At 64.9% G+C, this 23,983-nt stretch carries 26 protein-coding genes; 15 read left to right on the top strand and 11 right to left on the bottom strand.

Translation table 11 applies throughout. The annotated features are described in order from the left end of the window. Nucleotides 1-77: 77 nt before the first annotated feature. Both IVB29_RS37295 and IVB29_RS37290 read right to left on the bottom strand, forming a co-directional pair. A complete protein-coding gene (locus IVB29_RS37295; RefSeq protein ID WP_247508421.1) occupies nt 78-884 on the bottom strand; it encodes an enoyl-CoA hydratase/isomerase family protein in 807 nt (268 codons plus the stop codon). A gap of 31 nt (nt 885-915) precedes the next feature. Then, on the bottom strand, nt 916-1,674 hold the full coding sequence (locus IVB29_RS37290) for a hypothetical protein (protein WP_247508420.1): 759 nt from the start codon (nt 1,672-1,674) through the stop codon (nt 916-918). Nucleotides 1,675-1,736: 62 nt separating this feature from the next. Between IVB29_RS37290 and nthA the strand changes: the two genes are divergently transcribed. Genes nthA through IVB29_RS37275 form a run of 3 tightly spaced genes read left to right on the top strand, consistent with a single transcriptional unit; the run spans nt 1,737 to nt 3,396 of the window. Further along, entirely contained in the window at nt 1,737-2,363 is a 627-nt protein-coding gene (gene nthA / locus IVB29_RS37285; RefSeq protein ID WP_247508419.1) for a nitrile hydratase subunit alpha, read from the top strand. Then, the gene (gene nthB / locus IVB29_RS37280; protein ID WP_247508418.1) at nt 2,360-3,019 is read left to right on the top strand and encodes a nitrile hydratase subunit beta; all 660 of its coding nucleotides are present in this window, start codon (nt 2,360-2,362) and stop codon (nt 3,017-3,019) included. Before nthA ends, nthB begins: the two co-directional genes overlap by 4 nt. Then, complete coding sequence (locus IVB29_RS37275; protein WP_247508417.1) at nt 3,019-3,396, top strand: nitrile hydratase accessory protein; 378 nt, start codon at nt 3,019-3,021, stop codon at nt 3,394-3,396. Before nthB ends, IVB29_RS37275 begins: the two co-directional genes overlap by 1 nt. A gap of 204 nt (nt 3,397-3,600) precedes the next feature. Here the strand turns inward: IVB29_RS37275 and queC are convergent, their stop codons facing one another. Then, a complete protein-coding gene (gene queC / locus IVB29_RS37270; protein WP_247508416.1) occupies nt 3,601-4,314 on the bottom strand; it encodes a 7-cyano-7-deazaguanine synthase QueC in 714 nt (237 codons plus the stop codon). A gap of 126 nt (nt 4,315-4,440) precedes the next feature. On the opposite strand from queC, the gene mazG reads away from it, so the two are divergent. Together mazG and IVB29_RS37260 are read left to right on the top strand one after the other, a co-directional pair. Next, nucleotides 4,441-5,259 carry a nucleoside triphosphate pyrophosphohydrolase gene (gene mazG / locus IVB29_RS37265; RefSeq protein ID WP_247508415.1) on the top strand — a complete coding sequence of 273 codons (819 nt, stop codon included), beginning with the start codon at nt 4,441-4,443 and terminating at the stop codon, nt 5,257-5,259. Nucleotides 5,260-5,274: 15 nt separating this feature from the next. After that, nucleotides 5,275-5,733 (top strand): GNAT family N-acetyltransferase, encoded by a 459-nt coding sequence (locus tag IVB29_RS37260; RefSeq protein ID WP_247508414.1) that lies wholly within the window; start codon nt 5,275-5,277, stop codon nt 5,731-5,733. Nucleotides 5,734-5,757: 24 nt separating this feature from the next. Here IVB29_RS37260 and hflX read toward each other — a convergent pair whose 3' ends face one another. The 4 genes from hflX to IVB29_RS37240 all read right to left on the bottom strand — a co-directional run bounded on the left by hflX (nt 5,758) and on the right by IVB29_RS37240 (nt 11,448). Further along, complete coding sequence (gene hflX / locus IVB29_RS37255) at nt 5,758-7,137, bottom strand: GTPase HflX (protein WP_247508413.1); 1,380 nt, start codon at nt 7,135-7,137, stop codon at nt 5,758-5,760. An 11-nt stretch (nt 7,138-7,148) separates the two neighbouring features. Continuing rightward, nucleotides 7,149-7,397 carry an RNA chaperone Hfq gene (gene hfq, locus IVB29_RS37250; RefSeq protein WP_007591126.1) on the bottom strand — a complete coding sequence of 83 codons (249 nt, stop codon included), beginning with the start codon at nt 7,395-7,397 and terminating at the stop codon, nt 7,149-7,151. 248 nt (nt 7,398-7,645) lie between these two features. Continuing rightward, nucleotides 7,646-9,016, bottom strand: a complete 1,371-nt coding sequence (locus IVB29_RS37245; protein ID WP_247508412.1) for a sigma-54 dependent transcriptional regulator — start codon at nt 9,014-9,016, stop codon at nt 7,646-7,648. 17 nt (nt 9,017-9,033) lie between these two features. Then, nucleotides 9,034-11,448, bottom strand: coding sequence for a PAS domain-containing sensor histidine kinase (locus IVB29_RS37240; protein ID WP_247508411.1), 2,415 nt, complete (start codon nt 11,446-11,448; stop codon nt 9,034-9,036). A gap of 173 nt (nt 11,449-11,621) precedes the next feature. Here IVB29_RS37240 and IVB29_RS37235 point away from each other — a divergent pair, with 173 nt between their 5' ends. Next, entirely contained in the window at nt 11,622-11,762 is a 141-nt protein-coding gene (locus tag IVB29_RS37235; RefSeq protein WP_247508410.1) for a hypothetical protein, read from the top strand. A gap of 164 nt (nt 11,763-11,926) precedes the next feature. Here the strand turns inward: IVB29_RS37235 and ntrC are convergent, their stop codons facing one another. Genes ntrC through dusB form a run of 3 tightly spaced genes read right to left on the bottom strand, consistent with a single transcriptional unit; the run spans nt 11,927 to nt 15,552 of the window. Continuing rightward, nucleotides 11,927-13,369 carry a nitrogen regulation protein NR(I) gene (ntrC, locus tag IVB29_RS37230; protein ID WP_247508409.1) on the bottom strand — a complete coding sequence of 481 codons (1,443 nt, stop codon included), beginning with the start codon at nt 13,367-13,369 and terminating at the stop codon, nt 11,927-11,929. A gap of 9 nt (nt 13,370-13,378) precedes the next feature. Further along, a complete protein-coding gene (locus IVB29_RS37225; protein ID WP_247508408.1) occupies nt 13,379-14,554 on the bottom strand; it encodes a nitrogen regulation protein NR(II) in 1,176 nt (391 codons plus the stop codon). Next, the gene (gene dusB / locus IVB29_RS37220) at nt 14,551-15,552 is read right to left on the bottom strand and encodes a tRNA dihydrouridine synthase DusB (protein ID WP_247508608.1); all 1,002 of its coding nucleotides are present in this window, start codon (nt 15,550-15,552) and stop codon (nt 14,551-14,553) included. Before dusB ends, IVB29_RS37225 begins: the two co-directional genes overlap by 4 nt. Here dusB and IVB29_RS37215 point away from each other — a divergent pair. From IVB29_RS37215 to IVB29_RS37205, 3 genes are all read left to right on the top strand, one after another. Beyond that, complete coding sequence (locus IVB29_RS37215) at nt 15,524-15,772, top strand: hypothetical protein (protein ID WP_247508619.1); 249 nt, start codon at nt 15,524-15,526, stop codon at nt 15,770-15,772. The two genes, dusB and IVB29_RS37215, sit on opposite strands and share 29 nt — an antisense overlap. Before the next feature lie 62 nt (nt 15,773-15,834). Further along, entirely contained in the window at nt 15,835-17,016 is a 1,182-nt protein-coding gene (locus IVB29_RS37210; RefSeq protein WP_247508407.1) for a bifunctional 2-C-methyl-D-erythritol 4-phosphate cytidylyltransferase/2-C-methyl-D-erythritol 2,4-cyclodiphosphate synthase, read from the top strand. Nucleotides 17,017-17,020: 4 nt separating this feature from the next. Continuing rightward, a complete protein-coding gene (locus IVB29_RS37205; RefSeq protein ID WP_247508406.1) occupies nt 17,021-17,629 on the top strand; it encodes a CinA family protein in 609 nt (202 codons plus the stop codon). Between the two features lie 33 nt (nt 17,630-17,662). Here IVB29_RS37205 and IVB29_RS37200 read toward each other — a convergent pair whose 3' ends face one another. After that, nucleotides 17,663-17,842 (bottom strand): hypothetical protein, encoded by a 180-nt coding sequence (locus IVB29_RS37200; protein ID WP_247508405.1) that lies wholly within the window; start codon nt 17,840-17,842, stop codon nt 17,663-17,665. A 978-nt stretch (nt 17,843-18,820) separates the two neighbouring features. Between IVB29_RS37200 and IVB29_RS37195 the strand changes: the two genes are divergently transcribed. The 6 genes from IVB29_RS37195 to IVB29_RS37170 are packed head-to-tail and all read left to right on the top strand — an operon-like array spanning nt 18,821 to nt 23,947. Further along, nucleotides 18,821-19,528 carry a c-type cytochrome gene (locus IVB29_RS37195; RefSeq protein ID WP_247508404.1) on the top strand — a complete coding sequence of 236 codons (708 nt, stop codon included), beginning with the start codon at nt 18,821-18,823 and terminating at the stop codon, nt 19,526-19,528. A gap of 11 nt (nt 19,529-19,539) precedes the next feature. Next, the gene (locus IVB29_RS37190) at nt 19,540-20,778 is read left to right on the top strand and encodes a cytochrome c (protein WP_247508607.1); all 1,239 of its coding nucleotides are present in this window, start codon (nt 19,540-19,542) and stop codon (nt 20,776-20,778) included. 8 nt (nt 20,779-20,786) lie between these two features. Then, complete coding sequence (locus IVB29_RS37185) at nt 20,787-20,963, top strand: hypothetical protein (protein ID WP_007610286.1); 177 nt, start codon at nt 20,787-20,789, stop codon at nt 20,961-20,963. Further along, complete coding sequence (locus IVB29_RS37180; RefSeq protein WP_247508403.1) at nt 20,960-21,523, top strand: cytochrome C oxidase subunit II; 564 nt, start codon at nt 20,960-20,962, stop codon at nt 21,521-21,523. The genes IVB29_RS37185 and IVB29_RS37180 overlap by 4 nt, the downstream gene beginning before the upstream one ends. Then, nucleotides 21,510-23,132: a b(o/a)3-type cytochrome-c oxidase subunit 1 gene (locus IVB29_RS37175; protein ID WP_247508402.1), complete on the top strand. Its 1,623-nt coding sequence runs from the start codon at nt 21,510-21,512 to the stop codon at nt 23,130-23,132. The genes IVB29_RS37180 and IVB29_RS37175 overlap by 14 nt, the downstream gene beginning before the upstream one ends. Next, nucleotides 23,132-23,947 carry a c-type cytochrome gene (locus tag IVB29_RS37170; protein WP_247508401.1) on the top strand — a complete coding sequence of 272 codons (816 nt, stop codon included), beginning with the start codon at nt 23,132-23,134 and terminating at the stop codon, nt 23,945-23,947. The genes IVB29_RS37175 and IVB29_RS37170 overlap by 1 nt, the downstream gene beginning before the upstream one ends. Nucleotides 23,948-23,983: the final 36 nt, after the last annotated feature.

The raw sequence follows: 23,983 nt of genomic DNA, 5'->3' as shown, positions 1-23,983 counted from the left end.
CGTTGGCCGGGCCGCTTTTGTCCCTGCGCGGCGTATACGGACTGTCCGCGGCCTGATCAATGGCCCGACGTCGAGATCTACCGACCTTTGAAGCGAGGTTTGCGGCGGCCCAGGAACGCCTCGACGCCCTCCTTGTGGTCCTCGCTGAGGCTTGCCAGCGCGAACTGGTCGACGTCCATGTGGCTGGCGAGATCGTCCAGCGCATGCGCCAGCCGGTTGACGGTGAGTTTCGTCATGGCGACGGACAGCGGCGGCTGCGCTGCCACCTTGCGCGCGAGCTCCATCGCGGCATCGAACGCATGGCCGGGATCGACCACCTGCTCCACCAGGCCCCATTCATAGGCCTCATCCGCGCTGATGCGCTCATCAGCCAAAATCACCGCCTGCTTGGTGCGGGCCGGCCCCATCAGATGCAGCATGCGCGGGATGCTCTGCCAGCTCATGTTCATGCCGAGCCCGATCTCGGGCACACGCAGATGCGCATCGCGGCCCATCACCCGGAAGTCGAGCGCGACGGCCAGCGCCACGCCGCCGCCGACGCAAAAGCCCTCGATGGCGGCGATCGTGATCTGCTCCATCTCCTGCCAGGCGTGAGTCAGGCGCGGCCCGAGCTTGAGATGCCGCCGCAGCGTGCCGAGGTCCATGTCCTTGCGCGCGCGGCCCTCGGGGTCCTTCAGGTCGAAGCCGGCGCTGAATGCGGCGGCACTGCCGGTCAGCACCACGACGGAGGTCGCGGAATCATCCTCGAAGCTGCGCGCCACGGCGGTCAGCTGGCGGAGCGCCTCCGGCGACAGCGCGTTAATGCCGTCGCCGCGGTCGAACCGCACCACCGCGATCCGTCCCTCCGGCCCGAGGCCCTTCTCGATCTTGACATAGTCGGTCAACGCAATCTCCCAGTTCTTGTTGGTCTTGCCGCTAGAGATGACCGGTGCGGTGATGTTCGGGCTGCGCCTCGGGGACGGGAAATCGGTACGTGGTACCGATAGTGATCCAGTTGGCGTTCTCGCCGGTGATGTTGCGGCCGTAGATCACGTCGACGGAGAAGATCTCGTTCGGCCGGTAGCGGACGCCGGTCTGGAAACGCGGCTGCAAAACGCTGGCGATCTCGGAGGCGCCGGCCTGCCCGTAGGCCTCGATCGTCCATTGCAAGGTGTCGGTGAACTTCCAGTCGAAGCCGAGGCCGTAGGTCAAATAGTGACGGTCGACCGCGCGATCCCAGAGCCAGCCGCCGTTGACGTTGATGCGCATGGTCTCGGACAGGCGGAAGGTCACGGGGATCACGGCAAAGGCGGACAGCGCCTCCCCGGTGGCCGCATCGAATGAGCCACCGCCATAGGCCGCCAATCCCCACCGGCCGATCCCGGTCGGGATGAAATTCGTCTTGGCTTTCGGAGCAATCGTCGTGCTCCAGTCACCATCGCTGCGAGAGCGGATGGTCTGCAAGCTCAGCTCGATCGGCTTGAAGGGATCGACCACGCAGGAGGGATTGGCGACCGCGGAGAAATCGGTGTTGGTTGCCGCCGACATCCAGCTTTCCACCTTGCAGGAGCCGACCTCGGAGATATCGGCGGAATCCACCGCATAGGCGCCATTCGCGGCGTGCGCATCCTGCGCTGCGAGTACGACAAGTGCCGCGAATGCGGCGGTTATTCCGGTTTGTTTGGCCCAGCCCATGGCGCGACGTTAGCAGAGTCTTCGCCTCGACAAGGCCCGGATTCTGGGACTATCTTCGAGGCATGAGTGAACATCATCACGACCACGATCACGACCATTCCGAGCTGTCCGAGACTGAGCTGCGCGTGCGCGCGCTCGAGACGATTTTGACAGAAAAAGGCTATGTCGAGCCGGCCGCGCTCGATGCCATCATCCAGGCCTATGAGACCAGGATCGGCCCGCACAATGGCGCCCGCGTCGTCGCCAAGGCCTGGACCGATCCGGCGTTCAAGCAGGCGCTGCTGGAGGATGGCTCCAAGGCGATCGGCACGCTCGGCCATGTCAGCCGTGTCGGCGACCATCTCGTCGTGCTCGAGAACACGCCTGTGCGCCACAACATGGTCGTGTGCACGCTGTGCTCCTGCTACCCTTGGGAGATGCTGGGGCTGCCGCCGGTCTGGTACAAGGCCGCGCCCTATCGCTCGCGCGCGGTGAAGGATCCGCGCGGCGTGCTCGCCGATTTCGACGTCACGCTGCCCAAGGACATGGAAATCCGGGTCTGGGATTCCACTGCCGAGACACGCTTCCTGGTGCTGCCGATGCGGCCTGAGGGCACGGAAGGCTGGAGTGAGGAGCAGCTTGCCGAACTCGTCACGCGCGATTCCATGATCGGGACCGGCTTTGCCAAGACGCCGGGAGCGCCGTCGTGAACGGCGTGCACGACATGGGCGGCATGGACGGGTTCGGCAAGGTCGAGGCCGAGCCCAACGAGCCGGTGTTCCATGCGGAATGGGAATCCCGCGTGCTGGCGATGGTGCGCGCGATGGGTGCGGCCGGCGCCTTCAACATCGACACCTCGCGCTTTTATCGCGAAACGATCCCACCGCACGTTTATCTCTCGAGCTCCTACTACAAGAAATGGTTTCTCGGGCTCGAGGAGATGCTGATCGAGAAGGGATACCTCACGAGAGATGAGGTCGCCGCCGGTCACGCGATGCAGCCGGCCAAGGCGCTCAAGCACGGCAAGCTGGCGCTCGCGGATGTCGAGCGCACCATGGTGCGCGGCAAGTTCGCCCGCCCTGCTCCCGCGCTGGCCAAGTTCAACATCGGCGACCGCGTACGCGCGAAAAACATTCATCCGGCGACGCACACCCGCCTGCCGCGCTATGTGCGCGGCCATGTCGGCGTGATCGAGCTGAACCATGGCTGCCACGTGTTTCCGGACTCGGCGGCGATGGAGCTCGGCGAGAATCCGCAATGGCTCTACACAGTCGTGTTCGAAGGTAGCGATCTCTGGGGCGCGGATGGCGATCCGACCTCGAAGGTGTCGATCGACGCCTTCGAGCCCTATCTGGACCCGGCGTGATGAGCAGCAATGCTGCTGCCGCCGCGACGGCCGCCATCCCGAGCATTCCGCGCGATGACGAAGGCCCGGTGTTCCGCGCACCCTGGGAGGCGCACGCCTTCGCCATGGCGCTGACGCTGCACGACCGCGGCGTGTTCACCTGGCCCGAATGGGCCGCAGCCCTGGCCTCCGAGATCAAGCGCGCGCAGGCCGCAGGCGATCCTGACACCGGCGAGACCTACTATTTGCACTGGCTCGCCACTCTGGAAGGCCTCGTCGCGCGCAAGGGCGTCGCGTCAATGGAGACGCTGCACCGCTACCGCGACGCCTGGGACCACGCAGCGGACCGCACGCCGCACGGCAAGCCGATCGAGCTGATGCCGGATGATTTTCGGTAGGTCTTGCCGCAAGCTCGTCATTGCGAAGTGATGGAGTTCCTGCGGATCGCTTCCGTGTCCCGGACAAGCTGCAACGCGTCAGCGTTGCGGCGCAGAGCCGGGACCCAGAGGCCACGAACTGCTGTTCGGCATGGGCCCCGGCTCTGCAGCGCACCGCTGAAGCAGCGCTGCGCTGCGTCCGGGGCACGAGAGGGGTGCGACGCGCTACCTCCCCGCTACATACTCCCGCCACCCCTTCGCGCGCAGGCTGCACGCCGGGCACTCGCCGCAGCCATAGCCCCAATCGTGCTGCGCGCCGCGGTCGCCGAGATAGCAAGTGTGGGAGTGCTCGCGGATGAGGTCGACCAGTCCCTCGCCGCCGAGATCGTGCGCGAGCTGCCACGTCGCCGCCTTGTCGATCCACATCAGCGGCGTGTGCAGCTCGAATTGTCTCGCCATGCCGAGCGAGAGCGCGGCCTGCATGGCGCGGATGGTGTCGTCGCGGCAGTCGGGATAGCCGGAATAATCGGTCTCGCACATGCCGCCGACGATGTGGGTGATGCCGCGCCGGTAGGCCAGCGCGGCGGCAAAGGTCAAAAACACCAGGTTGCGGCCGGGCACGAACGTGTTCGGCAGGCCGTCGGCACCCATCGCGATCGCGACATCGCGCGTCAGCGCCGTCTCGGATACGGCGGCAAGCGTCGGGATCGACAGCGTATGGTTCTCGCCGAGCCTTGCAGCCCAGTCCTCACGCAGGCCCTTGATGCCGTCGACCAGCCGATCGCGGCAGGTAAGCTCGATCGCATGGCGCTGGCCGTAATCGAACCCCAGCGTCTCCACGCGCGCAAAGCGGCTCAGCGCCCAGGCAAGGCAGGTGGTGGAATCCTGGCCGCCGGAAAACAGCACCAGCGCGGTTTGTGATGAAAATGCGTCGCTCATGGGCCGCGCTTTAGCACTGTGGAACGTATCAGCCAATCGGTGGAAATCGGCCTGTTCCGCCGCGCCCCGCTGGGAACGGCGGCCCGCTTTTGGCATAAGGTTTTGGACCCAGGAGACTGCCCCGCAATGACCCCTTCCCGCGACATTTCCCGCCTGATCGAGATCATGGCGGCGCTGCGCACGCCGGTGACCGGCTGCCCCTGGGACCTCGAGCAGAATTTTGCGACGATCGCGCCCTACACGATCGAGGAAGCCCATGAGGTGGTCGACGCCATCGACCGCGGCGATCTCGATGATCTCCGCGAGGAGCTCGGCGATCTCTTGCTCCAGGTCGTGTTCCACGCCCAGATGGCGTCAGAGCAGAACGCGTTCGCCTTCGGCGACGTGGTCGAGGCCATCACCCGCAAGATGATCCGCAGGCATCCCCACGTCTTCGCCGACAAGAACGGCAATCTCGCCTCGCACCACGTCAAGGAAGTCTGGGACCGCATCAAGGCCGAAGAGAAGGCCGAGCGCGCCGCGCGCCGGCCGCCAGAGGAAACGCCGTCGCACAAATCATTGCTCGCGGGCGTGAAGGCGGGCCAGCCGGCACTGACGCGCGCGATGGAGCTGCAGCGCAAGGCCTCCACCGTCGGCTTCGACTGGAACGACCCGCGCGCAGTGCTGGCAAAAATCCGCGAGGAAGCCGACGAGATCGAGGCGGCGCTCGATCGCAACGACAAGCAGGAGATTGCGGAGGAGACCGGCGACCTGATGTTCGCGCTCGTCAACCTCGCCCGCCATGTCGACGCCGATCCAGAAGCCGCGCTGCGCGCGACCAACGCGAAGTTCGAGCGGCGTTTTGCCTATATCGAGCGCTCCTTGGAGGCGCAGGGCCGCACGCTCGAGCAGGCTTCGCTTGCGGAGATGGATGCGCTGTGGAACGCGGCCAAGACGGCTTCCTGATGATGAGGGCATAACGTGGACATCAGGCAAGACGATCCGACGGCGCCATATGTCGCCGACCTGTTGGCACATCACCTGGCAGAGCTAGCCAGCGTGATGGGCGAGCACGCGCAGGCGCTGGATGCGAGCGGTCTTTCGGCTGCGGCCGTGACTTTCTGGACCGTCTGGAAGAGCGATGCGCTGGTTGGATTCGGTGCTCTCAAGCAACTCGACGACACGCATGGGGAGGTGAAGTCGATGCGCGCCGCGCCTGCCGCGCGCGGGACCGGAGCTGGCCGCGCTATCCTGCACCACATCATCGCCGAAGCGCGCAAGCGAGGGTATGTGCGACTTAGCCTGGAGACGGGTACCGCGCCGCTGCACGCACCCGCCGTCTCGCTCTACCACAGCGCCGGCTTCGTACCCTGTGAGCCGTTCGCCGACTATCGAGCGAGCCCGCACAACCAGTTCATGAGCCTCGATCTGTCCAATTGAACTCTCGCAACTGACGGATGGAGATCAAGCCACGCGCGGTACCGCGTCGAACCGGTTCACAACGATGTCCCGCTTGGTCTCGTCCACGCGCACGGTCATGTCGAAGCGGCCGTCATGCAGCTCCTTGGCCAGCACCTCGGCATTGCGGTGCAGCCAGCTGATGCCGGCGCCATCGGCGGCGTCGATCGAGAGATCGAGCGTGGTGCGTTTGGCGGCGAGGCGCTCCTCGATTGCGGCGAGCAGTGCGTCGATCCCCTCGCCCGACACGGCCGAGACCAGCATCGCCGGATGATCTTCGGGCCTGCGCGCAGCAATGTTCAAAAGCTCTTCGCGCTGCTCGGCATCGTAACGGTCGATCTTGTTCCAGACCTCGATGATGCGGCCGGAGTCATCAGGGTTGATGCCGAGCTGGCGCAGCACGGCGTCGACGTCGCCTTGCTGTGCTTCGGCGTCCTCATGCGAGATGTCGCGCACATGCAGGATGACGTCGGCTTCCAGCACCTCCTCCAGCGTGGCGCGGAAGGCGGCGACGAGTTGCGTCGGCAAATTCGAGATGAAGCCGACGGTGTCCGACAGCATCGCCTTGCCGCCGTGCGGCAAAGTGAGCGCGCGCAGTGTCGGATCGAGCGTGGCGAACAGCATGTCGGCGGCTTGCACGTCGGCGCGGGTCAGGCGGTTGAACAGCGTCGACTTGCCGGCATTGGTGTAGCCGACCAGCGCGACGACGCGATACGGCACGCGCTGGCGACCGGCGCGATGCAGTCGGCGCGTCGCCTGCACCTTCTTGATCTCGCCCTCGAGCTTGGAGATGCGTTCCTGGATCAGGCGGCGGTCGGCTTCGATCTGGGTCTCGCCGGGACCGCCCATGAATCCGAAGCCGCCGCGCTGGCGCTCCAGATGGGTCCATGAGCGCACCAGGCGTGAGCGCTGATAATTGAGATGGGCGAGCTCGACCTGGAGCGAGCCTTCCTTGGTGTTGGCGCGGCGGCCGAAGATTTCGAGAATCAAGCCGGTGCGGTCGAGTACCTTGGCTTGCAATTCCTTCTCGAGATTGCGCTGCTGGATCGGCGCCAGCGCGCAATCCATCACGACGAGCTCGACGTCGAGGCTCTTGGCCAGCGCGGCGATCTCCTCGACCTTGCCCTTGCCGATATAAGTTGCCGGCCTGATCTGGCTGATCGGCGTGATGATGGCATCGGCAACGACGAGATCGATCGCGCGCGCGAGGCCGGCGGCTTCGTCGAGCCGGGCCTCGGCATCGCGCTGGACGTGGTTTTCCGATTGCGCGTCGGCACCGCCTGCGCGCACACGCAAGTAGGGGCCGATGACAAGCACCCGCCCCGTCTGCTTAGCCCCTGCCGATCGCGGACGGTCGGCCTCCCCGTCGAAATTCCGGGGTTCCAATCAGATCACTCTCAAGCCGGCTGATCCTCGCCACCTTCGAACAACTGGATCGGAGCGCCCGGCATGATGGTCGAGATCGCGTGCTTGTAGACGAGCTGCGAGTGACCGTCGCGCCGAAGCAGCAAACAGAAATTGTCGAACCAGGTCACGATGCCCTGGAGCTTCACTCCGTTGACCAGAAAGATCGTCAGTGGCGTTTTGGTTTTGCGAACGTGGTTGAGGAAGGTGTCCTGTAGGTTTTGTGCGCGGTCTGCCGCCATTGTTTTTTTCTCGCTTTGAGTTTCTTTTTATTGCGCCGGTCGCGCCCCGCTTTTGAAAATGCGGGGTCTCTTCCGGTTGCCGTTCCTCATGAGATCCCCCTCGAAGGAACAGCGGTTCGATTAGAGGGCAGGACGGCTTATTAGGCAAGCCGCTTCACGCGGCAGGCCGAGCCCAATTGCCCCCGAAAAACTACGGAAATCGATGAATTTCCTGGCTTATCCGCCATGGGCGGCTGCAGCGTCGCGGGTTAGCCGACGCCGAGCGCCTTCAACTTCCGGTGCAGCGCCGAGCGTTCCATGCCAACAAACTCGGCCGTACGAGAAATATTTCCTGAAAAACGGCTGATCTGTGCAATCAAATAGTCGCGCTCGAACACTTCGCGCGCCTCACGCAACGGCAGGCCCATGATGTGCTCGCCATTGTTGCTGGTGGGCATCGCCGGCACCATCGAGCCGACATCCTGCGGCAGCATGTCGGCGGTGATGATCACCTCCGGTCCACCCGCGGCCAGAATCATGACTCTCTCAACGTTGTTGCGGAGCTGGCGCACATTGCCCGGCCAGACATGCGATTGCAGCACGGCCATCGCGTCCTGCCCGATCTGCCGCTTGGGCAGGCCGCTGCCGGCCGAGATCTGCTCCATGAAATAGTCGATCAATTCCGGGATGTCCTCGCGCCGTTCCGAGAGCGCGGGCACGCGGATCGGCACCACCGAGAGCCGATGATAGAGGTCCTCGCGGAAATGGCCGGCCGCGATCTCCTCTTCGAGATTGCGCGCGGTCGAGGAGATGATGCGGACGTCAACCTGCACCTTCGAGGTGCCGCCGACGCGCTGGAACGACTGCTCGACCAGCACGCGCAAGATCTTGTTCTGGGTCTCGCGCGGCATGTCCGCGATCTCGTCGATGAACAGCGTGCCGCCATGGGCCTCTTCCAGTGCGCCAGGCTTGCGCGCGTGCTCGCCGTTGGATTGCTCGATGCCGAACATCTCGTGTTCCATGCGCTCGGGCGTGATGGCGGCAGCGTTGATGACGACGAAGGGACCGTCGGAGCGGCCCGAGGCCGTGTGCAGCGTGCGCGCGGTCAGCTCCTTGCCGGCGCCGGCGGGGCCGACGATCAGGATGCGGCTGTTGGCTTTCGCCGCCCGGTCGATGGTCTGGCGCAGCTGGTTCATGCTGGGCGAACGGCCGACGAGCGAGCTTGCGCCCGGCGCGAGCTGCTTCAGCTCCTTGACCTCGCGCTTGAGCCGCGAGTTTTCCAGCGCCCTGGTCGCGACCAGGATCAGCCGGTCGGCCTTGAACGGCTTCTCGATGAAGTCATAGGCGCCGCGCTTGATCGCGGCGACCGCGGTCTCGATGTTGCCGTGGCCGGAGATCATCACGACCGGCAGATCGGGATTGTCCTTCTTGACCTGCTCGAGCAGCTGCAAGCCGTCGAGCTTGGAGCCCTGCAGCCAGATGTCGAGGAACACCAGATGCGGCCTGCGGTTGGCGATTTCGGTCAGCGCGGAGTCACTATCGCGCGCGGTCCGCGTGACAAAACCCTCGTCTTCGAGAATGCCCGCGACGAGATCCCGAATATCGGCCTCATCATCGACAATCAGAATTTCACTTGCCATGGGTCGCGCCTGTCTTGTCAGCTGCCTGTTGAGGCTTCGATTTTCGTTGAATCATTGGTCTTTTCAGCCGGCTCTTTGGTTTCAGCCGCCAGCTCTTTTGTTTCCTGCGCCGCGTCCTTGACCGGGGCGCTGGCCTGTGCTGCGGCCGCTTCGTTCGCCGTCTCGGTCGCGGCTTCCTTCATCACCGGTGTGGGCTCGGCTCCCTCGGACTTCGCGGGAGCGCCGGTGACCGCAAAGCGCATCCGCATCCAGGCGCCGCGCTGGCCCTCCCGGAAGTCGGAAGCGTCCTTCAGCTCGATGCGCCCGCCATGGTCTTCCAGCACGCGGCCGACGATCGCCAGGCCAAGCCCGGTGCCCTTGGCGCGCGTGGTCACATAGGGCTCCAGCAGTCGCGAGCGCGCGACCTTGGGCAGGCCGATGCCGTTGTCGACGACGTCGATCAGCACGTCCTCGCCCTCGCGTGACACCACGACGTCGATCCGGCCTTTACCGAGCTCCTCAGGCGGGACCTGCTCGATCGCCTCGGTGGCGTTCTTGACGATGTTGGTCACCGCCTGCGAGATCAGCCGCCGGTCGAACTGGGCGCGCAGCGGATCTTCCTTGAACTCCGTCTCGAGATCGATCTCGGGATGGGCGACCTTCATCAGGAACACCGCCTGCCGCACGGCGTCAATGACGTCCTCGCCCTCCATCACCGGCTTGGGCATCCGCGCGAAACGCGAGAACTCATCGACCATCCGGCGGATATCGTCGACCTGGCGCACGATGGTGTCGGTGCACTGCTCAAAAATCTGCTTGTCCTTGGCCTCGGTGATGGCCTTGCCGAATTTGCGGCGGATGCGCTCGGCGGAGAGCTGGATCGGCGTCAGCGGGTTCTTGATCTCGTGGGCGATACGGCGCGCCACGTCACCCCAGGCGGAGGTGCGCTGCGCCGACACCAGCTCGGTGATGTCGTCGAGCGTGATGATGTAGCTGTCGTGCGGCTGGTTCTTCTCGGCGCTGACGCGGACCGACAGATTGCGCTCGTCTCCGTCGCGCGTGATCGCGATCTGGCCCTGCACCAGGCGCTGGGTCCCTTCCCGCGCCGTCTTCATCATCTCATCGAGTTCGGGCAGCACGTCGGAGAGCGGATGGCCGAGCGTCTCCGCCTCGGAGTGTCCGATCAGCTTCTCGGCGGAGCGGTTGAGGATGCCGACACTGCCCGAGGTGTCGACCCCGATGATGCCGGCGCTGGCCGAGGACAGCACCGCTTCGATGAAGCGGCGGCGGCTGTCGATGAGATCGCTGGCATTGACGAGTTCGTCGCGCTGGCTGCGCAATTCCTGCGTCATCTTGTTGAAGGTCTCGCCGAGCTGGGCGAGGTCGCCCTCCGACTGATGCACCGGCACCTTCACATTGAGGTCGCCGGTCGAGACCGTATGCGCCGCGTTCATCAGCCGCCGGATCGGCGACACCAGCGAGTTGGCGAAGTTCAGTCCAATCAGCACGGACGCCATCAGGATGGTCAGCGCGATCACCGCGAACATCAGCGCGAAGGCGACCTGGATGCCGAGCCGGCGCGACTCGATCTGGGCGTATTCGGCGACGCTGACCTCGGTCTGCTTGAGCTGATTGACGACATTCGGATCGAGAGGACGTGCGACATAGAGGAAGGTGTCGTTGAAGGCGCGCAGGCGGATCACGGCGGCAACGAAGTTCGCATCCGGCAGCACTGCGATCTCAGGCTCGGATTCGTTGACGTTGCTGAGGAAGTCCGGTGCCGGCGGCGAATAGGCCAGCCGCATGCCGGTGTCGGCGGATTCCAGGATGTTGGTGTTTTTGTCGATGATCATCGCGCCCGGCAGATTGCGCGAGCCGGCGCTACTGGTCAGCAGTTCGCGGAATGAGCGGCGATCCTGGTCGTAGAGCGGGCGGGCATGGGCGATGTCATTGGCCATGCCCAAAATGTCGCCGCGGATCAGCTGCGCATGATCCTGCATATAGGCGCGCGCGATCGTCAGCGAATTCTGGATCACTTCCTTGGTCGGCCCGGAGAACAGCCGATCGAGGCCGCGCTCGATGGTGACGTTGGCGACGACGGCGACCAGCACCGCCGGCAGCACGGCCACGATCGAGAACAGGCTGACGATCTGGACGTGGAGGCGCGCCGCCGCCCTGCCCCGCCGCCGCGCAACGATCATCTGCCAGAGCTCGCGGATGATGATCCCGACCAGCAGCAGGATCGTGGCCGCATTCATCAGGTAGAACGAGCGGACAATCTCCGGCGTCGGCTCGATCGTCGTGAGGCCGGTCAGGACGACAAAGGTCAGGAAGGCCGAGCCCAGCGCCAGGACCACGGCAAACGGCGCCAGCCAGCGCCGCACCGACCAACGCCGGGGCTCATCTGCTGGGGCCGTGTCGAAGTGTGCGGCGGAGGTGTCTGCGCTGATCATTCCGGCAATGGGTGCTGAAAACGGGTCCGCGATGGGCGGATACTGATGTATTCGTACCACATTGTTGCCGAATTGCGACAATTCCGCGGCGCCCTCGCTGCGGCGGACGGGCGCATCCACAGGGCATGCGAGATCAGCGGGAACGGAATCCGGCCATTCCGGCTTGATCCGGCATGGACAGGTTCTTTCTCGCGATCATGGTTTCAGCCGTTCTGGTGCTGATCGTGGCCTCTGACCTGCTGGTCAATGGCCCCGGCATCCAGGCACCGGCTGATGTCGCCATGCTGCCGATATCAGCGCGTGTGGTCAGGTAGGTGCGACGCCGCGCCCTGCGGCCCGATGACCGATTTGAATGTTCCGCCGGAACATTTCGATTCTATCAGGACTTTTGCTCTCCGCGTCAGCCATCAAGGCCAGCGCGATCCGGACAGGCTCAGCTCCGCTTTGGTAGGGGGAGCTGAGCCACCGGTCGGGAGGACTAACCCCCGCTCCGATAGACCTGAATATCGAGATCCCGGATCTTCTTCCGCAGTGTGTTGCGGTTGAGGCCGAGCAGATCGGCTGCGCGGATCTGGTTGCCGCGGGTGGCGGCGAGCGCGGCCGTGAGCAGCGGCACCTCGATCTCCTTGAGGATGCGGTGATAGAGACCGGGCGGCGGCACGCCGTTCGGAAAGCCCTGGAAGTGCGAGGACAGATAGGCCTCGACCGCGCCACCGAGATTGTCGACGCCCTGCTGGACCGCAGCGCCCGGACTGACCGAGGGCGGTGCCAGTTCGCCGTCGATGACGGAGGCCGTGATCACGTCCTGCGGATAGAGCGCGGCGAGGCGGCGGGCGAGGTTTTCCAACTCGCGCACGTTGCCGGGCCAGCGGTGCTGCTTCAGCCGCTCCAGCGCCAGCGAGTCGAGCTTCTTCGGCGGAAGGCCATCCTTCTCGGCCAGCGCGAAGAAGTGACGGATGAGATCCGGCAAATCCTCGATGCGCTCGCGCAAAGGCGGCAGCCGCAGCGGCACGACGTTGAGGCGGAAGAACAGATCTTCGCGGAACAGCCCCTGCTGGATCAGCACGCGCAGATCCTTGTTGGAGGCCGCGACGATGCGCACATCGGTCTTGATCGGGGTGCGGCCGCCGACGGTGGTGTATTCGCCTTGCTGCAAAACGCGCAGCAATCGTGTCTGCGCCTCCATCGGCATGTCGCCGATTTCGTCGAGGAACAACGTGCCGCCCTCGGCCTGCTCGAACCGGCCGGAGGCGCGGGTGTTGGCACCGGTGAAGGCGCCACGCTCATGGCCGAACAACTCTGATTCAATCAGGTCGCGCGGGATCGCTGCCATGTTGACCGCGACGAACGGACCGTTGCGACGCTTGCCGTAATCATGCAGCGCGCGCGCCACCAGTTCCTTGCCGGTACCGGACTCGCCCGTGATCATCACGGTGAGATCGGTCTGCATCAGACGCGCCAGCACGCGGTAGATTTCCTGCATCGCCGGCGAGCGGCCGACCAGCGGGATCGATTCCAGCTCCGATTCGTCGTCCGGCGTCGAGACCCGCTCCTTCGGCTCGGCGAGCGCGCGGCCGACGATGGCGATCAGCTCCTTCAGATCGAAGGGCTTTGGCAGATATTCGTAAGCCCCGCGCTCGGAGGCGCGGATCGCCGTCATGAAGGTGTTTTGCGCGCTCATGACGATGACCGGCAAATTCGGCCGCATCTTCTTGATCCGCGGCAAAAGGTCGAAGGCGTTTTCGTCCGGCATCACCACGTCGGTGATGACGAGATCGCCCTCCCCTTGGCTGACCCAGCGCCACAGCGTTGCGGCATTGCCGGTGAGCCTGACTTCGTATCCCGCCCGGGACAGAGCCTGATTGAGAACCGTGCGGATGGCGGTGTCGTCATCAGCAACAAGAATGCTACCTGCGGGCATTGTTGATCCTCATTTTGCCCCCTGAGATGCAGACGACGACTTCCCGGCAGAGCCGTCGCGACTGCTGTGATCGGCATGTTTCACCGATGTGGAATACATCGGCATCAGCACGCGAAAGGTGGTCTTGCGCGGCTGAGATTCGCATTCGATGATGCCCCCGTGATCGCCAACGATCTTTGCGACCAGCGCCAGGCCGAGACCGCTGCCGGTCTGCTTGGTGGTGACGAAGGGATCGAACAGATTGGACAGAAGATCGTCGGGCACGCCTGGTCCGTTGTCCCTCACGCAGAATTCGAGCGGCAGGGATACCCGGGATTTTTGACCGGGGACTGACAGGCGCACGCCGGGGCGGAACGCGGTGGTGAGCTGGATCTCGCCGTCGGCGACGTCGATCAGGGCTTCGGCGGCGTTCTTCACGAGATTGAGGAACACCTGGATCAGCTGGTCCTGGTTCGCCAGCACCGGCGGCAGCGAGGGATCGTAGTCCTCGACGAAGCGGATGTTGCGGGCAAAGCCGGATTGGGCCAGCCGCTTCACGTGATCGAGCACCGAATGGATGTTGACGGGGCCGCGCACCACGGGTCGCTCGTCGCCGAACACCTCCATGCGGTCGACCAGCGTCACGATGCGGTCGGCCTCGTCGCAGATCAGCCGCGTCAGCATGCGGTCCTCGGACGAGGCCTGCTGCTCCAGCAACTGCGCTGCGCCGCGAATCCCGGAGAGCGGGTTCTTGATCTCGTGTGCGAGCATGGCTGCTAGCGCAATCACCGAGCGCGCAGCGCTGCGATGGGTAAGCTGGCGGTCCATCTTGTCGGCGATGGAGCGCTCCTGGAGCATCACCACGATATGGCCGGGCCGCTCGGTCAGCGGGGCGACATGCAGATCGACCTGGCGGTCGCCGCCCATCCGCGGCGTGCCGAGATCGACCTTGTATTCGTTGACCGGCGAGTTCGACGATCGCACCTGGTCGATCAGCGCCAGCAAGGGGCTGCCGAACGGCACCAGCTCCTTCAGCGACTGCCGCTTCAGGAACTGCGTCGAGATATCGAAGAAGGCTTCAGTTGCGATGTTGGCGCCGATGATCTTGCCGTCCGGCCCGATCAGGAGCACGGGATTGGGCAAGGCGTCCAGGATCGCGTCGCTGTCGGTCGGAATCGGCCGACGATGTTCAGCAGCTGAGCTCATGCAGCAGCGCTCCATGCAAAGTCGTCGAAGGCATCTTGCAGTGAATGGTGAACGAGACGCGGATCTTCGGAGGTCAGAATGGTCTGGCGCCAGGCCTTCAGCTTCTCGGCCGGCGCACGGCTTGCGTCGGCGGCGACGTCGAGCGCCCAACCCAGATGCTTGCGCGCATGAATGAGACCGACACGAAGCCCATAGAGTGCGCAGACGCCCTCATACAGCGTGCGGACGTAATGCAGCTGGGTCTCCAGCGATGGGGTGGCTTCCGCCGCCCCGCCCATAAGGCGACGGCCGATCTGGCCGGGCAGCCAGGGCTGGCCCTGCGCACCGCGGCCGATCATCACGGCATCGGCGCCGGAGGCCTCTAACGCGGCAAGGGCTTTCTCATAGGATGTGATGTCGCCATTGACGATCAGCGGGATAGAGATCGCCTCGCGCACGGCGCGGATCGCATCCCAGTCGGCTTCGCCCTTGTAGAACTGGCAGCGCGTTCGGCCATGAACGGTGACGAGCTTGATGCCTGCAGCTTCCGCGCGCCGCGCCAGCTCCGGCGCATTGCGGCTGAGGTCGTCCCAGCCGAGCCGCATCTTCAGCGTCACCGGAACCTTCACCGCCGCGATCGTCGCATCGATCAGGCTGACGGCATGGTCGAGGTCGCGCATCAAGGCGGAGCCGGACTGGCCGCCAGTGACGTGACGGGCCGGACAGCCCATGTTGATATCGATGATGTCGGCGCCATCAGCCTCGGCGATCCGCGCGCCTTCGGCCATCCAGTGCGCCTCGCAGCCGGCGAGCTGAACCACATGCGGCCCTACGCCCGTCGCTTCGCAGCGCAACCGGGACATCTTGCGGCCGTTGGCGAGTTCATCGCTGGCGGTCATCTCGGACACGACCAGACCCGCGCCGAGCTCGGCGACCAGCCGCCGGACGGGCGAGTCAGTCACTCCCGACATCGGTGCCAGGAAGACCGGGATGGTGACCTCAATGTCGCCTATTTTCAAGGGCTTGGAGCCTGATCTTGCCGGGCCGGTCACAGTGGTCTCGTCAAATGGGCAGCGCCTCATCGCGACTGCCATGACCTATCTTGCGCACAATTCTTGTGCAGTCAAGCGTCATGCCTACACTTTAACCAGTTCTGCAAATCTTTCAAGTGCAGTGCAGCAAAATGCTGAAACCCACAATCCGGGGAAACCCCCTTTTTTTGCGGGCCTGCCGTGCTAGAGGCATGCGGCAATCACCCCACTCCCCGACTCTCTTCATCACCAACTGAGTATTTGAGTCCTATGGCGAAATCACAGCGCACCGCAGTCGTTCTCGTCGCGGCCGGACGCGGCCTGCGCGCGGGCGCCGGTGGTCCCAAGCAATATCGGGAGATCGGCGGCGTGCCCGTGATCTATCGCGCCATGGAAGCCTTCAGCCGCCACGCCGATGTGTTCGCCGTGCAGCCGGTGGTGAACCCCGACGACAGCGCCATGTTCACGGCAGCGGTCGCAGGATTGAAGCATGAGGCGCCGACCAGCGGCGGCGCGACGCGACAGGCATCAGTTCTCGCCGGTCTCGAAGCGCTCGCAAAACACAAGCCTGATATCGTCCTGATCCACGACGCGGCGCGTCCCTTTGTCTCGGAAGGCGTGATCTCGCGCGCGATCGATGCGGCGAGCCGCACCGGCGCTGCGATCCCGGCCGTGCCTGTTACCGACACCATCAAGATCACCGGCGAGAGCGGCAATGTCGAGGACACGCCGGACCGCTCGCGCCTGCGAATTGCGCAGACGCCGCAATCCTTTCGTTTCGAAATCATCCTCGAGGCGCATCGTCGCGCGGCAAAGGACGGGCGCAGCGATTTCACCGACGATGCCGCGATTGCCGAATGGGCGGGATTGACGGTTGCAACCTTTGAAGGCGATGTTGCCAATATGAAGCTCACCACCCCCGAGGATTTCGTGCGCGAGGAAGCGCGCCTGGCCAGCCTGCTCGGCGACATCAGGACGGGCACGGGTTACGACGTGCATGCCTTCGGCGAGGGTGACCATCTCATGATCTGCGGCGTCCGCGTGCCGCACACCAAGGGTTTTCTGGCACATTCCGACGGCGATGTCGGCCTGCATGCACTGGTCGACGCCATCCTCGGTGCGCTCGCCGACGGCGACATCGGCTCGCACTTTCCGCCGAGCGACGCGAAGTGGAAGGGCGCCTCCTCCGACCAGTTCCTGAAATATGCCATCGAGCGCGTCACCCAGCGTGGCGGCCGCGTGGCCAATCTCGAAGTCACCATGATCTGCGAGCGGCCGAAGATCGGACCGCTGCGCGACACCATGCGCGCACGCATCGCCGAGATCTCCGGCGTCGACATCTCCCGCGTCGCGGTGAAGGCGACCACCAGCGAGCGGCTCGGCTTCACCGGCCGCGAGGAAGGCATCGCGGCCACCGCGAGCGCCACCATCCGCTTGCCTTGGGACGTATAAGGCCATGGCCGGCAGCGACGCACGCGCCCTCTCCCGCTCGCTGCTCGACCTGTGCCGGATGCGCAAGCTGACGATCGCGACCGCGGAGTCCTGCACCGGCGGCCTTGTCGCCGGCGCGCTGACCGACATTCCCGGCTCCTCTGACGTCATCGACCGCGGCTTCGTCACCTATTCCAACGACGCCAAGCGCGCGATGCTGGGCGTCGAGGCCAGCACGCTCACGAATTTCGGCGCCGTCAGCAAGGAAACCGCAACCGCAATGGCGGTCGGCGCGCTGGAGCGCGCCGGTGTCGATCTCGCCGTCGCCATCACCGGCATTGCCGGGCCCGGTGGCGCCACGCCGGGCAAGCCGGTCGGCCTCGTGCATTTTGCCGTTGCCGCCCGCGACGGCCGCATCGTTCACCGCGAGCATCGCTTTGGTGCGATCGGCCGCACCGCCGTGCGCCAGCGCTCGGTGGTCGAGGCGCTGCGCATGCTGATGGATCTCGCCCGCGGCCCGCAAGTGTCGGCCAAGCCAAATCGCGCCGCCGCAACCCGCCTGCGCCCTCGCGTGACGCGCTCGCCGCGCCGGCATGTGGCGAAGCGCAGGCCGCCGCGCTCGCCGCGGGGCTGAAAAGTCGCCAATCCACGACGACTCGCTCCCCGTTTATTGTGCCGGGCGCTCGATCCGATGAACGACGGGGAGTTTTTGCTCGATCGCCTTCGCAAGGACCGTTCCCGTAGTTCGACCAAGCTCCTTCGCGATCATCGTGATCGGTTTGGTGCCCGCCAGTCTCCTGAGCCGGGTGAGATCTTCCTCACTCCACGATTGCTTCCAGCGTGCCATGTCCCTGGTCCCGCCACAAAAGCCCCCGCTCCCGAATCGTATTCTAGTTGAATATGTTTGAAACATAGCCGCTCCAGGTGTGCCGCCTGCGGCAAGGGGCGTTCCGTCAGTCTTGCGTGTTTTGGCACAAACTGCACTTGTCGCTCGGCGGCTGCGGAGTTCTAATGACCGGTCGTGTGCTGGGGTTTGCCGCGTCCCTGGCAACCACAATCCCTTGCGTTGCCTGTCGGGCAAAACACACAAACAACGGGTCAATCCGACAAGGCCAAAATATTCCACTTTACCGAATTTCTGATTTACAGTAGATAGTTTGCCACCTCACCCCAGTCAGAGGGGCGTATCGCGATCGTCACGAACGCGGGGTGAGCCGTGGTGGACGCCGACCGCGTCGGCGCGACGGCATCGCAGGGCGGGCAACCGTGAGCGATGGCGGCGCGCACACGACCGGTGCGGTTGGCGTACGGCAAAACCGTGTCGTCCTGACGCCCGGGGTCTGTGCGTCAAGTCTTGCAGTGATGTGGCGGCCCGACCGGGTGCGCGCATCGGTCATCTGCAAGGCGACGGGGGCAATAGTGCATCGCTCCCCGGGGAGAGCTCGGCATAAGCCGTAAAACCATTGCGCAGGGAAGGCCGGATGTTTGGCTTCACCTGTATGCCGCTGTGCAGCCTCTTGTAGCGCAACCTTCGCACAGTGGACCGTGGGTGCCAGCCGGCACCCGGCCTTCCCTGCGCCCTCTGACAAAGAGGGCGACACGACCAAGCAAGGCTCGGGCGAGACACGTCGCGAGACCGCAGCGTCATGTCTGCTTATCAAAAAGCACGCAAATCTTGTCGAATCCGATCAGGATCGCAAATGTGCAGGCGCGACCAAACGTCATCGCACCTGTCCTGCCTTGCGCAGGAAAATATCGGCGCAATAATGCCGCTCTACGTTGTGATCTGGAATCAACCGGACCTACCCTGTGGAGGGCGACGAAAGTGTTCGCTCGCGCCGCGGCCTTGGCCGCTATGCTGACTGCCTTGGCCGCCTTTGATGGCGCGGCCGCACAAATGGCCAACCAGCCGCCCGATACGATGGCGGCGCGGGTGGAGGCGTGCACGCCCTGTCACGGCAACAAGGGCGAAGGCACCAGCGATGTCTATTTCCCGCGCCTTGCTGGCAAGCCCGCCGGCTACCTCTACAACCAGCTCCTCGCCTTCCGCAGCGGCCGGCGCAAATATCCGCCGATGAACTATCTGCTGGAGTTTTTGCCCGATCCCTATCTGGAAGCGATGGCGGAGTATTTTGCCAGCGAGCACCCGCCTCTGCCGCAGCCTGCGCCAAGCGAGGTGAGCAAGGACGTGCTGGCCCAGGGCGAGCTGCTCGCGACCAGCGGCGATGCCGGTCGTAACATACCGGCGTGTGTGAGCTGCCACGGCCCGGGCCTCACGGGCATGCAGCCTGGCATCCCCGGCTTGCTCGGCCTGCGTGCCGCCTATGTCAGCGCCCAGCTTGGCGCCTGGCGCTATGGCACCCGCACCGCGAAATCGCCCGACTGCATGCAGCTCGTCGCCGGCCATCTGACCGAGGCCGACGTCACCGCGGTCGCAGCCTGGCTCGCGACGCGGCCTGCCCCCGCCGATCCGGCCCCCGTACCGAAGGGCACCTACGCGCTGCCGTTCGGCTGCGGCAGCCAGCCCAACTGACGAGGCGCATGATGGGCTCGAGACTGTCAATCACGCTGCTCGCGCTCGCCGCGCTCACCACGGCAGCACAAGCACAGGACAAGACCAGCGATGTCATCGCGCGCGGCGAATATCTCGCCCGTGCCGGCGATTGCACCGCCTGCCACACCGCGGCCGAGGGCCGCCTGTTTGCCGGCGGGCGCCCAATGCCGACCCCGTTCGGAACGATCTACACCTCCAACATCACGCCCGATCCGGAGACCGGCATCGGCAAGTGGAGCGCGGATGATTTCTACAGGACCATGCACAACGGCCGTTTCCCGGACGGCGGGCTGATCTATCCGGCGATGCCGTTTGCGTCCTACACGAAGGTCACGCGCGTCGACAGCGATGCGATCTTCGCTTATCTGCGCTCGATTGCGCCTGTGAACCAGAAGAACAAGCCGCACGAGCTGCGCTTCCCCTACGACAACCGCCAGCTCATCCTCGGCTGGCGCACGCTGTTCTTCAGCGAGGGCGAGTTCAAGCCCGATCCGACCAAATCGGCCGAATGGAATCGCGGCGCCTATCTGGTCGAAGGCCTCGGCCATTGCGGCATGTGCCATTCGCCGATCAACGCGCTCGGCGGCACCTCGCAGTCGGACGCCTTCAAGGGCGGTCTGATCCCGATGCAGAACTGGTACGCGCCCTCGCTCACCTCAAACCGCGAGGCCGGTCTCGGCGATTGGAGCATCAAGGACATCTCCGATTTGCTCCAGACCGGCGTCTCCGCGCGCGGCGTGGTCTACGGCCCCATGGCCGAGGTCGTGCACAACAGCCTGCAATATCTCAGCGACGCCGACACCAGGGCGATGGCGGTGTACCTCAAGGGCATCGCGGAAGCCTCCTCGCCGCCGCCGGCCAGCTCGGCGTTGCCTAACACCGAGAGCAGCCTGTTGATCAGCCTCGGCAAGACCGTCTACGACAAGAACTGTGCGAGCTGTCACGGCACGCAGGGCGAAGGCAAGCCGCCGCACTGGCCGCCGCTCGCCAACAACCAGTCGATCGAGATGCAGTCGGCGGTCAATCCGATCCGCATGGTGCTCAATGGCGGCTATCCGCCCGGCACCAAGGGCAATCCGATGCCCTACGGCATGCCGCCGTTCGCCGGCCTCCTTTCGGACAACGAGGTCGCCGCCGTCGTCTCCTACATCCGCACCGCCTGGGGCAATCGCGGCACGCCGGTCTCGGCGCGCGAGGCCAACGAGCTGCGCTCCGCACCGCTGAACTGAGAACCGTCATGTTCAATTCCGATCCGCCGACCAGCCCAGCCGCCGCCGACCAGGCCGTCGAGGAGGTTGTGGCACAGGGACCGTCAGGCGCGATCGTGGTCGCCGGCATCGCCACCGCCTGCGTGGTCGCGATGTGGTTCGCGTTCTATCTGTTCGTCTTCCTGCCGCGCGGATCGCTGCAATGAGCTCGGAGGAGGCCCATCGCAGCGTCGAGGTCGCGGCCCGCGTCGAGCGGCGCTGGGCTGCCATTGCCGTGATCATTGTCGTGGGGATGGCGCTGCTGGCGGCGTTCGCCGGCATTCATCGCGCGACCATGCCGCAGCCGCGCGTCGAGACCACCGATCCCTCGCGGATTCATCTCTCCGGCGAGTTCGTCGAGAGCAATCTCGGCAGCGTGCTGGAGGCCAATGGCAATGTCACCGTGCGCGCGATCGGCCAGCAATATTCCTTTACGCCGGCCTGCATCGTGGTGCCCGCGGACACGCCGATCACCTTGCGCGCCACCAGCGCCGACGTGGTGCACGGGATCCTGATCCAGGGCACCAACGTCAACACCATGCTGGTGCCGGGCTACATCTCCGAGCAGCTGATGCGCTTCACGAAGACGGGCGACTATCTGATGCCCTGCCAGGAGTTTTGCTCGTTCGGGCATGAGGGCATGTGGGGCAAGGTCAAGGTGATCGACAAGACCGACTTCGCTGATCGTGCGAAGGGCGGCGGGAGGCTGAGCTGTGTTGGTCAATAGGAAGCTCATCCTCGCCCATTTCTGGCTGGCCTTCGCCGTGTTCGGCGTCGCGCTGACGCTCGGCGCCTGGCAGATGTTCATCCGCAGCCCGATCGGCACGTGGCTGTCCAATCCCGAGCTCTATTACCGCTCGCTGACCGCGCACGGCACGGTGATGGGTTACGTCTTCCCAACCCTTGTCGCGATGGGCTTTGGCTATGCCATCAGCGAGTCCGCGCTGGAGCAGCGCCTCGTCGGCGTGCGCTGGGCCTGGGCCGGCTTCTGGCTGATCGTGATCGGCAGCATCATGGCGGTGATCCCGATCGCGCTCGGTCGCGCCTCGGTGCTCTACACGTTCTATCCGCCGCTGATCGGCAACGTGTTCTACTATCTCGGCGTCGTGCTGGTCGTGGTCGGCTCCTGGATCTGGGTTGCGCTGATGTCGGTCAATCTGCGCGTCTGGCGAAAGGCCCATCCGGGCGCGCCCGTGCCGCTGGCGATGTACGCCAATGTCGCGGGCTCTTATCTGTGGGCGTGGACCGCGGTCGGCGCCGCGCTCGAATTGCTGCTCCAGATCATTCCCGTCGCGGCAGGATTGAAGAACACCATCGATGCCGGCTTGGCGCGCGTGTTCTTCTCCTGGACGCTGCACGCCATCGTCTATTTCTGGCTGATGCCGACCTACATCGCCTATTACACCATCGTGCCGCGTGCGATCGGCGGCCTGGTCTATTCCGACAGCATGGCGCGGATCTCCTTCATCCTGTTCCTGGTGGTGGCGATGCCGATCGGCATGCATCACACTTTCGCCGACCCACAGGTCGGCGCCGGCTTCAAGTTCATCCATTCGGCCTTCACGGCGCTGGTCGCGCTGCCGACGCTGCTGACCGTGTTCACGATCTGCGCCTCGGTCGAGATCGCGGCGCGTCTGCGCGGCGGCCGCGGCCTGTTCGGGTGGATCAGGGCGCTGCCCTGGGACAATCCGATGATGCTGGCGCTGGCGTTCTCGTTCGTGATGCTCGGCTTCGGCGGCGCAGGCGGCCTCATCAACATGAGCTATCAGCTCGACGCGTCGATCCACAACACGCAGTGGATCACCGGCCATTTCCACCTGATTTTCGGTGGCGCCATCGTGATCATGTACTTCGCGATTGCTTATGATCTGTGGCCGCACCTGACCGGTCGCGAACTGATCGATGTCCGCCTGATCCGGACCCAGCTCTGGCTGTGGTTCATCGGCATGATCGTCACCACGTTCCCGTGGCACTGGGTCGGCATTTTGGGCATGCCGCGGCGCATGGCCTATTTCGATTTCGGCGATCCCGCGATCGCGCCGCAGGCGCTCTCGGTCACCTTCTCCGCCATTGGCGGCTTCATCCTGCTGACCTCGGGCATCATGTTCATCGTCATCCTGGCCCGTGGCATGCGTGCACCTCGGGTTGATGCCGGCCCCTACCGCTTTGCGATCGCCGTGCATCAGTCGAAGACCGTGCCGGTGGCGCTCAACACGCACGCGCTGTGGGTGGCGTTGATGATCGTCCTCACGATCACCAATTACGGCTATCCGATCCTGAATCTGGCGCTGGGCGCGGGCACGTCGGTGCCGGCCGTCTATGTGGGAGCGCAGTGATGAGCACGCGCGACCTCTTCACGTTCAGCAATCGGCATTTCACGATCGGCGTGGGCGTCATCGCCGGCATCCTCGTCGTGACGGGGATTGCCGGCTTCATCGTGCTGCCCTTCGCGCAGCCCTGGGTTCAATTCGCCAACGTCTGGGACGCGATTTGCAGCGCTGCCGGGGTGCCGCAACGCGCGACAAGCGTCACGGCGCCCGAACAGGCAAAACGCCTGTCGGAGGTCGTGCTGACCTCGCGCACGCTGTCGCGTCCGAGCCAGGAGGCGATCGGCCGCGGCGCCACGCTGGCGCAGCGCTGCGCGATCTGCCACGGCCCGACCGGCATCAGCCGCGCGGACTCACCGAACCTCGCCGGGCAATATGCCGCCGTGATCTACAAGGAGTTGCACGATTTCCGCTCCGGCGCGCGCACCAATGCGGTGATGTCGCCGTTCGCCGTCAATCTGACGGATCAGGAGATCGCGGATCTCTCCAACTATTACGCTTATCTGCCGCGGCTGCCGGCCTATCATCCGACGCCGCAATTGCCAAAGCCCAACATCGTCATCTACGGCGCGCCGATGCGTGGGATCGCGCCCTGCGGCGCCTGCCATGGCAGCCTCGACAACAAGACCGGCAGCCCGTGGCTGGAGGGACAGTCCGAGGCCTACATGAAGGCCCAGCTCCAGGCGTTTGCCTCAAGCGAGCGCCGCAACGATATCAGCCAGCAGATGCGCAACATCGCGCGCGCAATGACGCCGCAGGAGATCGAGGCGGCCGCGGCGTATTACGCTTCGCAGCCGCCGGATGTGGTGAAGGCGGTGGATTAAAGACGGCTCGTGCCCCGGACGCAGCGCGTCCGGGAC

Source organism: Bradyrhizobium sp. 1, from assembly GCF_023073315.1.
Classification (GTDB): Bacteria; Pseudomonadota; Alphaproteobacteria; order Rhizobiales; family Xanthobacteraceae; genus Bradyrhizobium.
The sequence above is the reverse complement of the archived record's forward strand: the minus strand, read 5'-3'. Positions and strand labels throughout refer to the sequence as shown.

Coding starts and splice junctions, on each gene's coding strand:
- IVB29_RS37185 (WP_007610286.1), top strand. CDS start 20,787: ATGTTCAATTCCGATCCGCCGACCAGCCCAGCCGCCGCCGACCAGGCC.
- ntrC (WP_247508409.1), bottom strand. CDS start 13,369: ATGCCCGCAGGTAGCATTCTTGTTGCTGATGACGACACCGCCATCCGC.
- IVB29_RS37290 (WP_247508420.1), bottom strand. CDS start 1,674: ATGGGCTGGGCCAAACAAACCGGAATAACCGCCGCATTCGCGGCACTT.
- IVB29_RS37235 (WP_247508410.1), top strand. CDS start 11,622: ATGGACAGGTTCTTTCTCGCGATCATGGTTTCAGCCGTTCTGGTGCTG.
- IVB29_RS37200 (WP_247508405.1), bottom strand. CDS start 17,842: ATGGCACGCTGGAAGCAATCGTGGAGTGAGGAAGATCTCACCCGGCTC.
- IVB29_RS37210 (WP_247508407.1), top strand. CDS start 15,835: ATGGCGAAATCACAGCGCACCGCAGTCGTTCTCGTCGCGGCCGGACGC.
- IVB29_RS37205 (WP_247508406.1), top strand. CDS start 17,021: ATGGCCGGCAGCGACGCACGCGCCCTCTCCCGCTCGCTGCTCGACCTG.
- IVB29_RS37245 (WP_247508412.1), bottom strand. CDS start 9,016: ATGGCAAGTGAAATTCTGATTGTCGATGATGAGGCCGATATTCGGGAT.
- IVB29_RS37275 (WP_247508417.1), top strand. CDS start 3,019: ATGAGCAGCAATGCTGCTGCCGCCGCGACGGCCGCCATCCCGAGCATT.
- IVB29_RS37190 (WP_247508607.1), top strand. CDS start 19,540: ATGGGCTCGAGACTGTCAATCACGCTGCTCGCGCTCGCCGCGCTCACC.
- hfq (WP_007591126.1), bottom strand. CDS start 7,397: ATGGCGGCAGACCGCGCACAAAACCTACAGGACACCTTCCTCAACCAC.
- IVB29_RS37215 (WP_247508619.1), top strand. CDS start 15,524: ATGGTGACCTCAATGTCGCCTATTTTCAAGGGCTTGGAGCCTGATCTT.
- nthA (WP_247508419.1), top strand. CDS start 1,737: ATGAGTGAACATCATCACGACCACGATCACGACCATTCCGAGCTGTCC.
- mazG (WP_247508415.1), top strand. CDS start 4,441: ATGACCCCTTCCCGCGACATTTCCCGCCTGATCGAGATCATGGCGGCG.
- queC (WP_247508416.1), bottom strand. CDS start 4,314: ATGAGCGACGCATTTTCATCACAAACCGCGCTGGTGCTGTTTTCCGGC.
- IVB29_RS37170 (WP_247508401.1), top strand. CDS start 23,132: ATGAGCACGCGCGACCTCTTCACGTTCAGCAATCGGCATTTCACGATC.
- IVB29_RS37180 (WP_247508403.1), top strand. CDS start 20,960: ATGAGCTCGGAGGAGGCCCATCGCAGCGTCGAGGTCGCGGCCCGCGTC.
- IVB29_RS37225 (WP_247508408.1), bottom strand. CDS start 14,554: ATGAGCTCAGCTGCTGAACATCGTCGGCCGATTCCGACCGACAGCGAC.
- IVB29_RS37240 (WP_247508411.1), bottom strand. CDS start 11,448: ATGATCAGCGCAGACACCTCCGCCGCACACTTCGACACGGCCCCAGCA.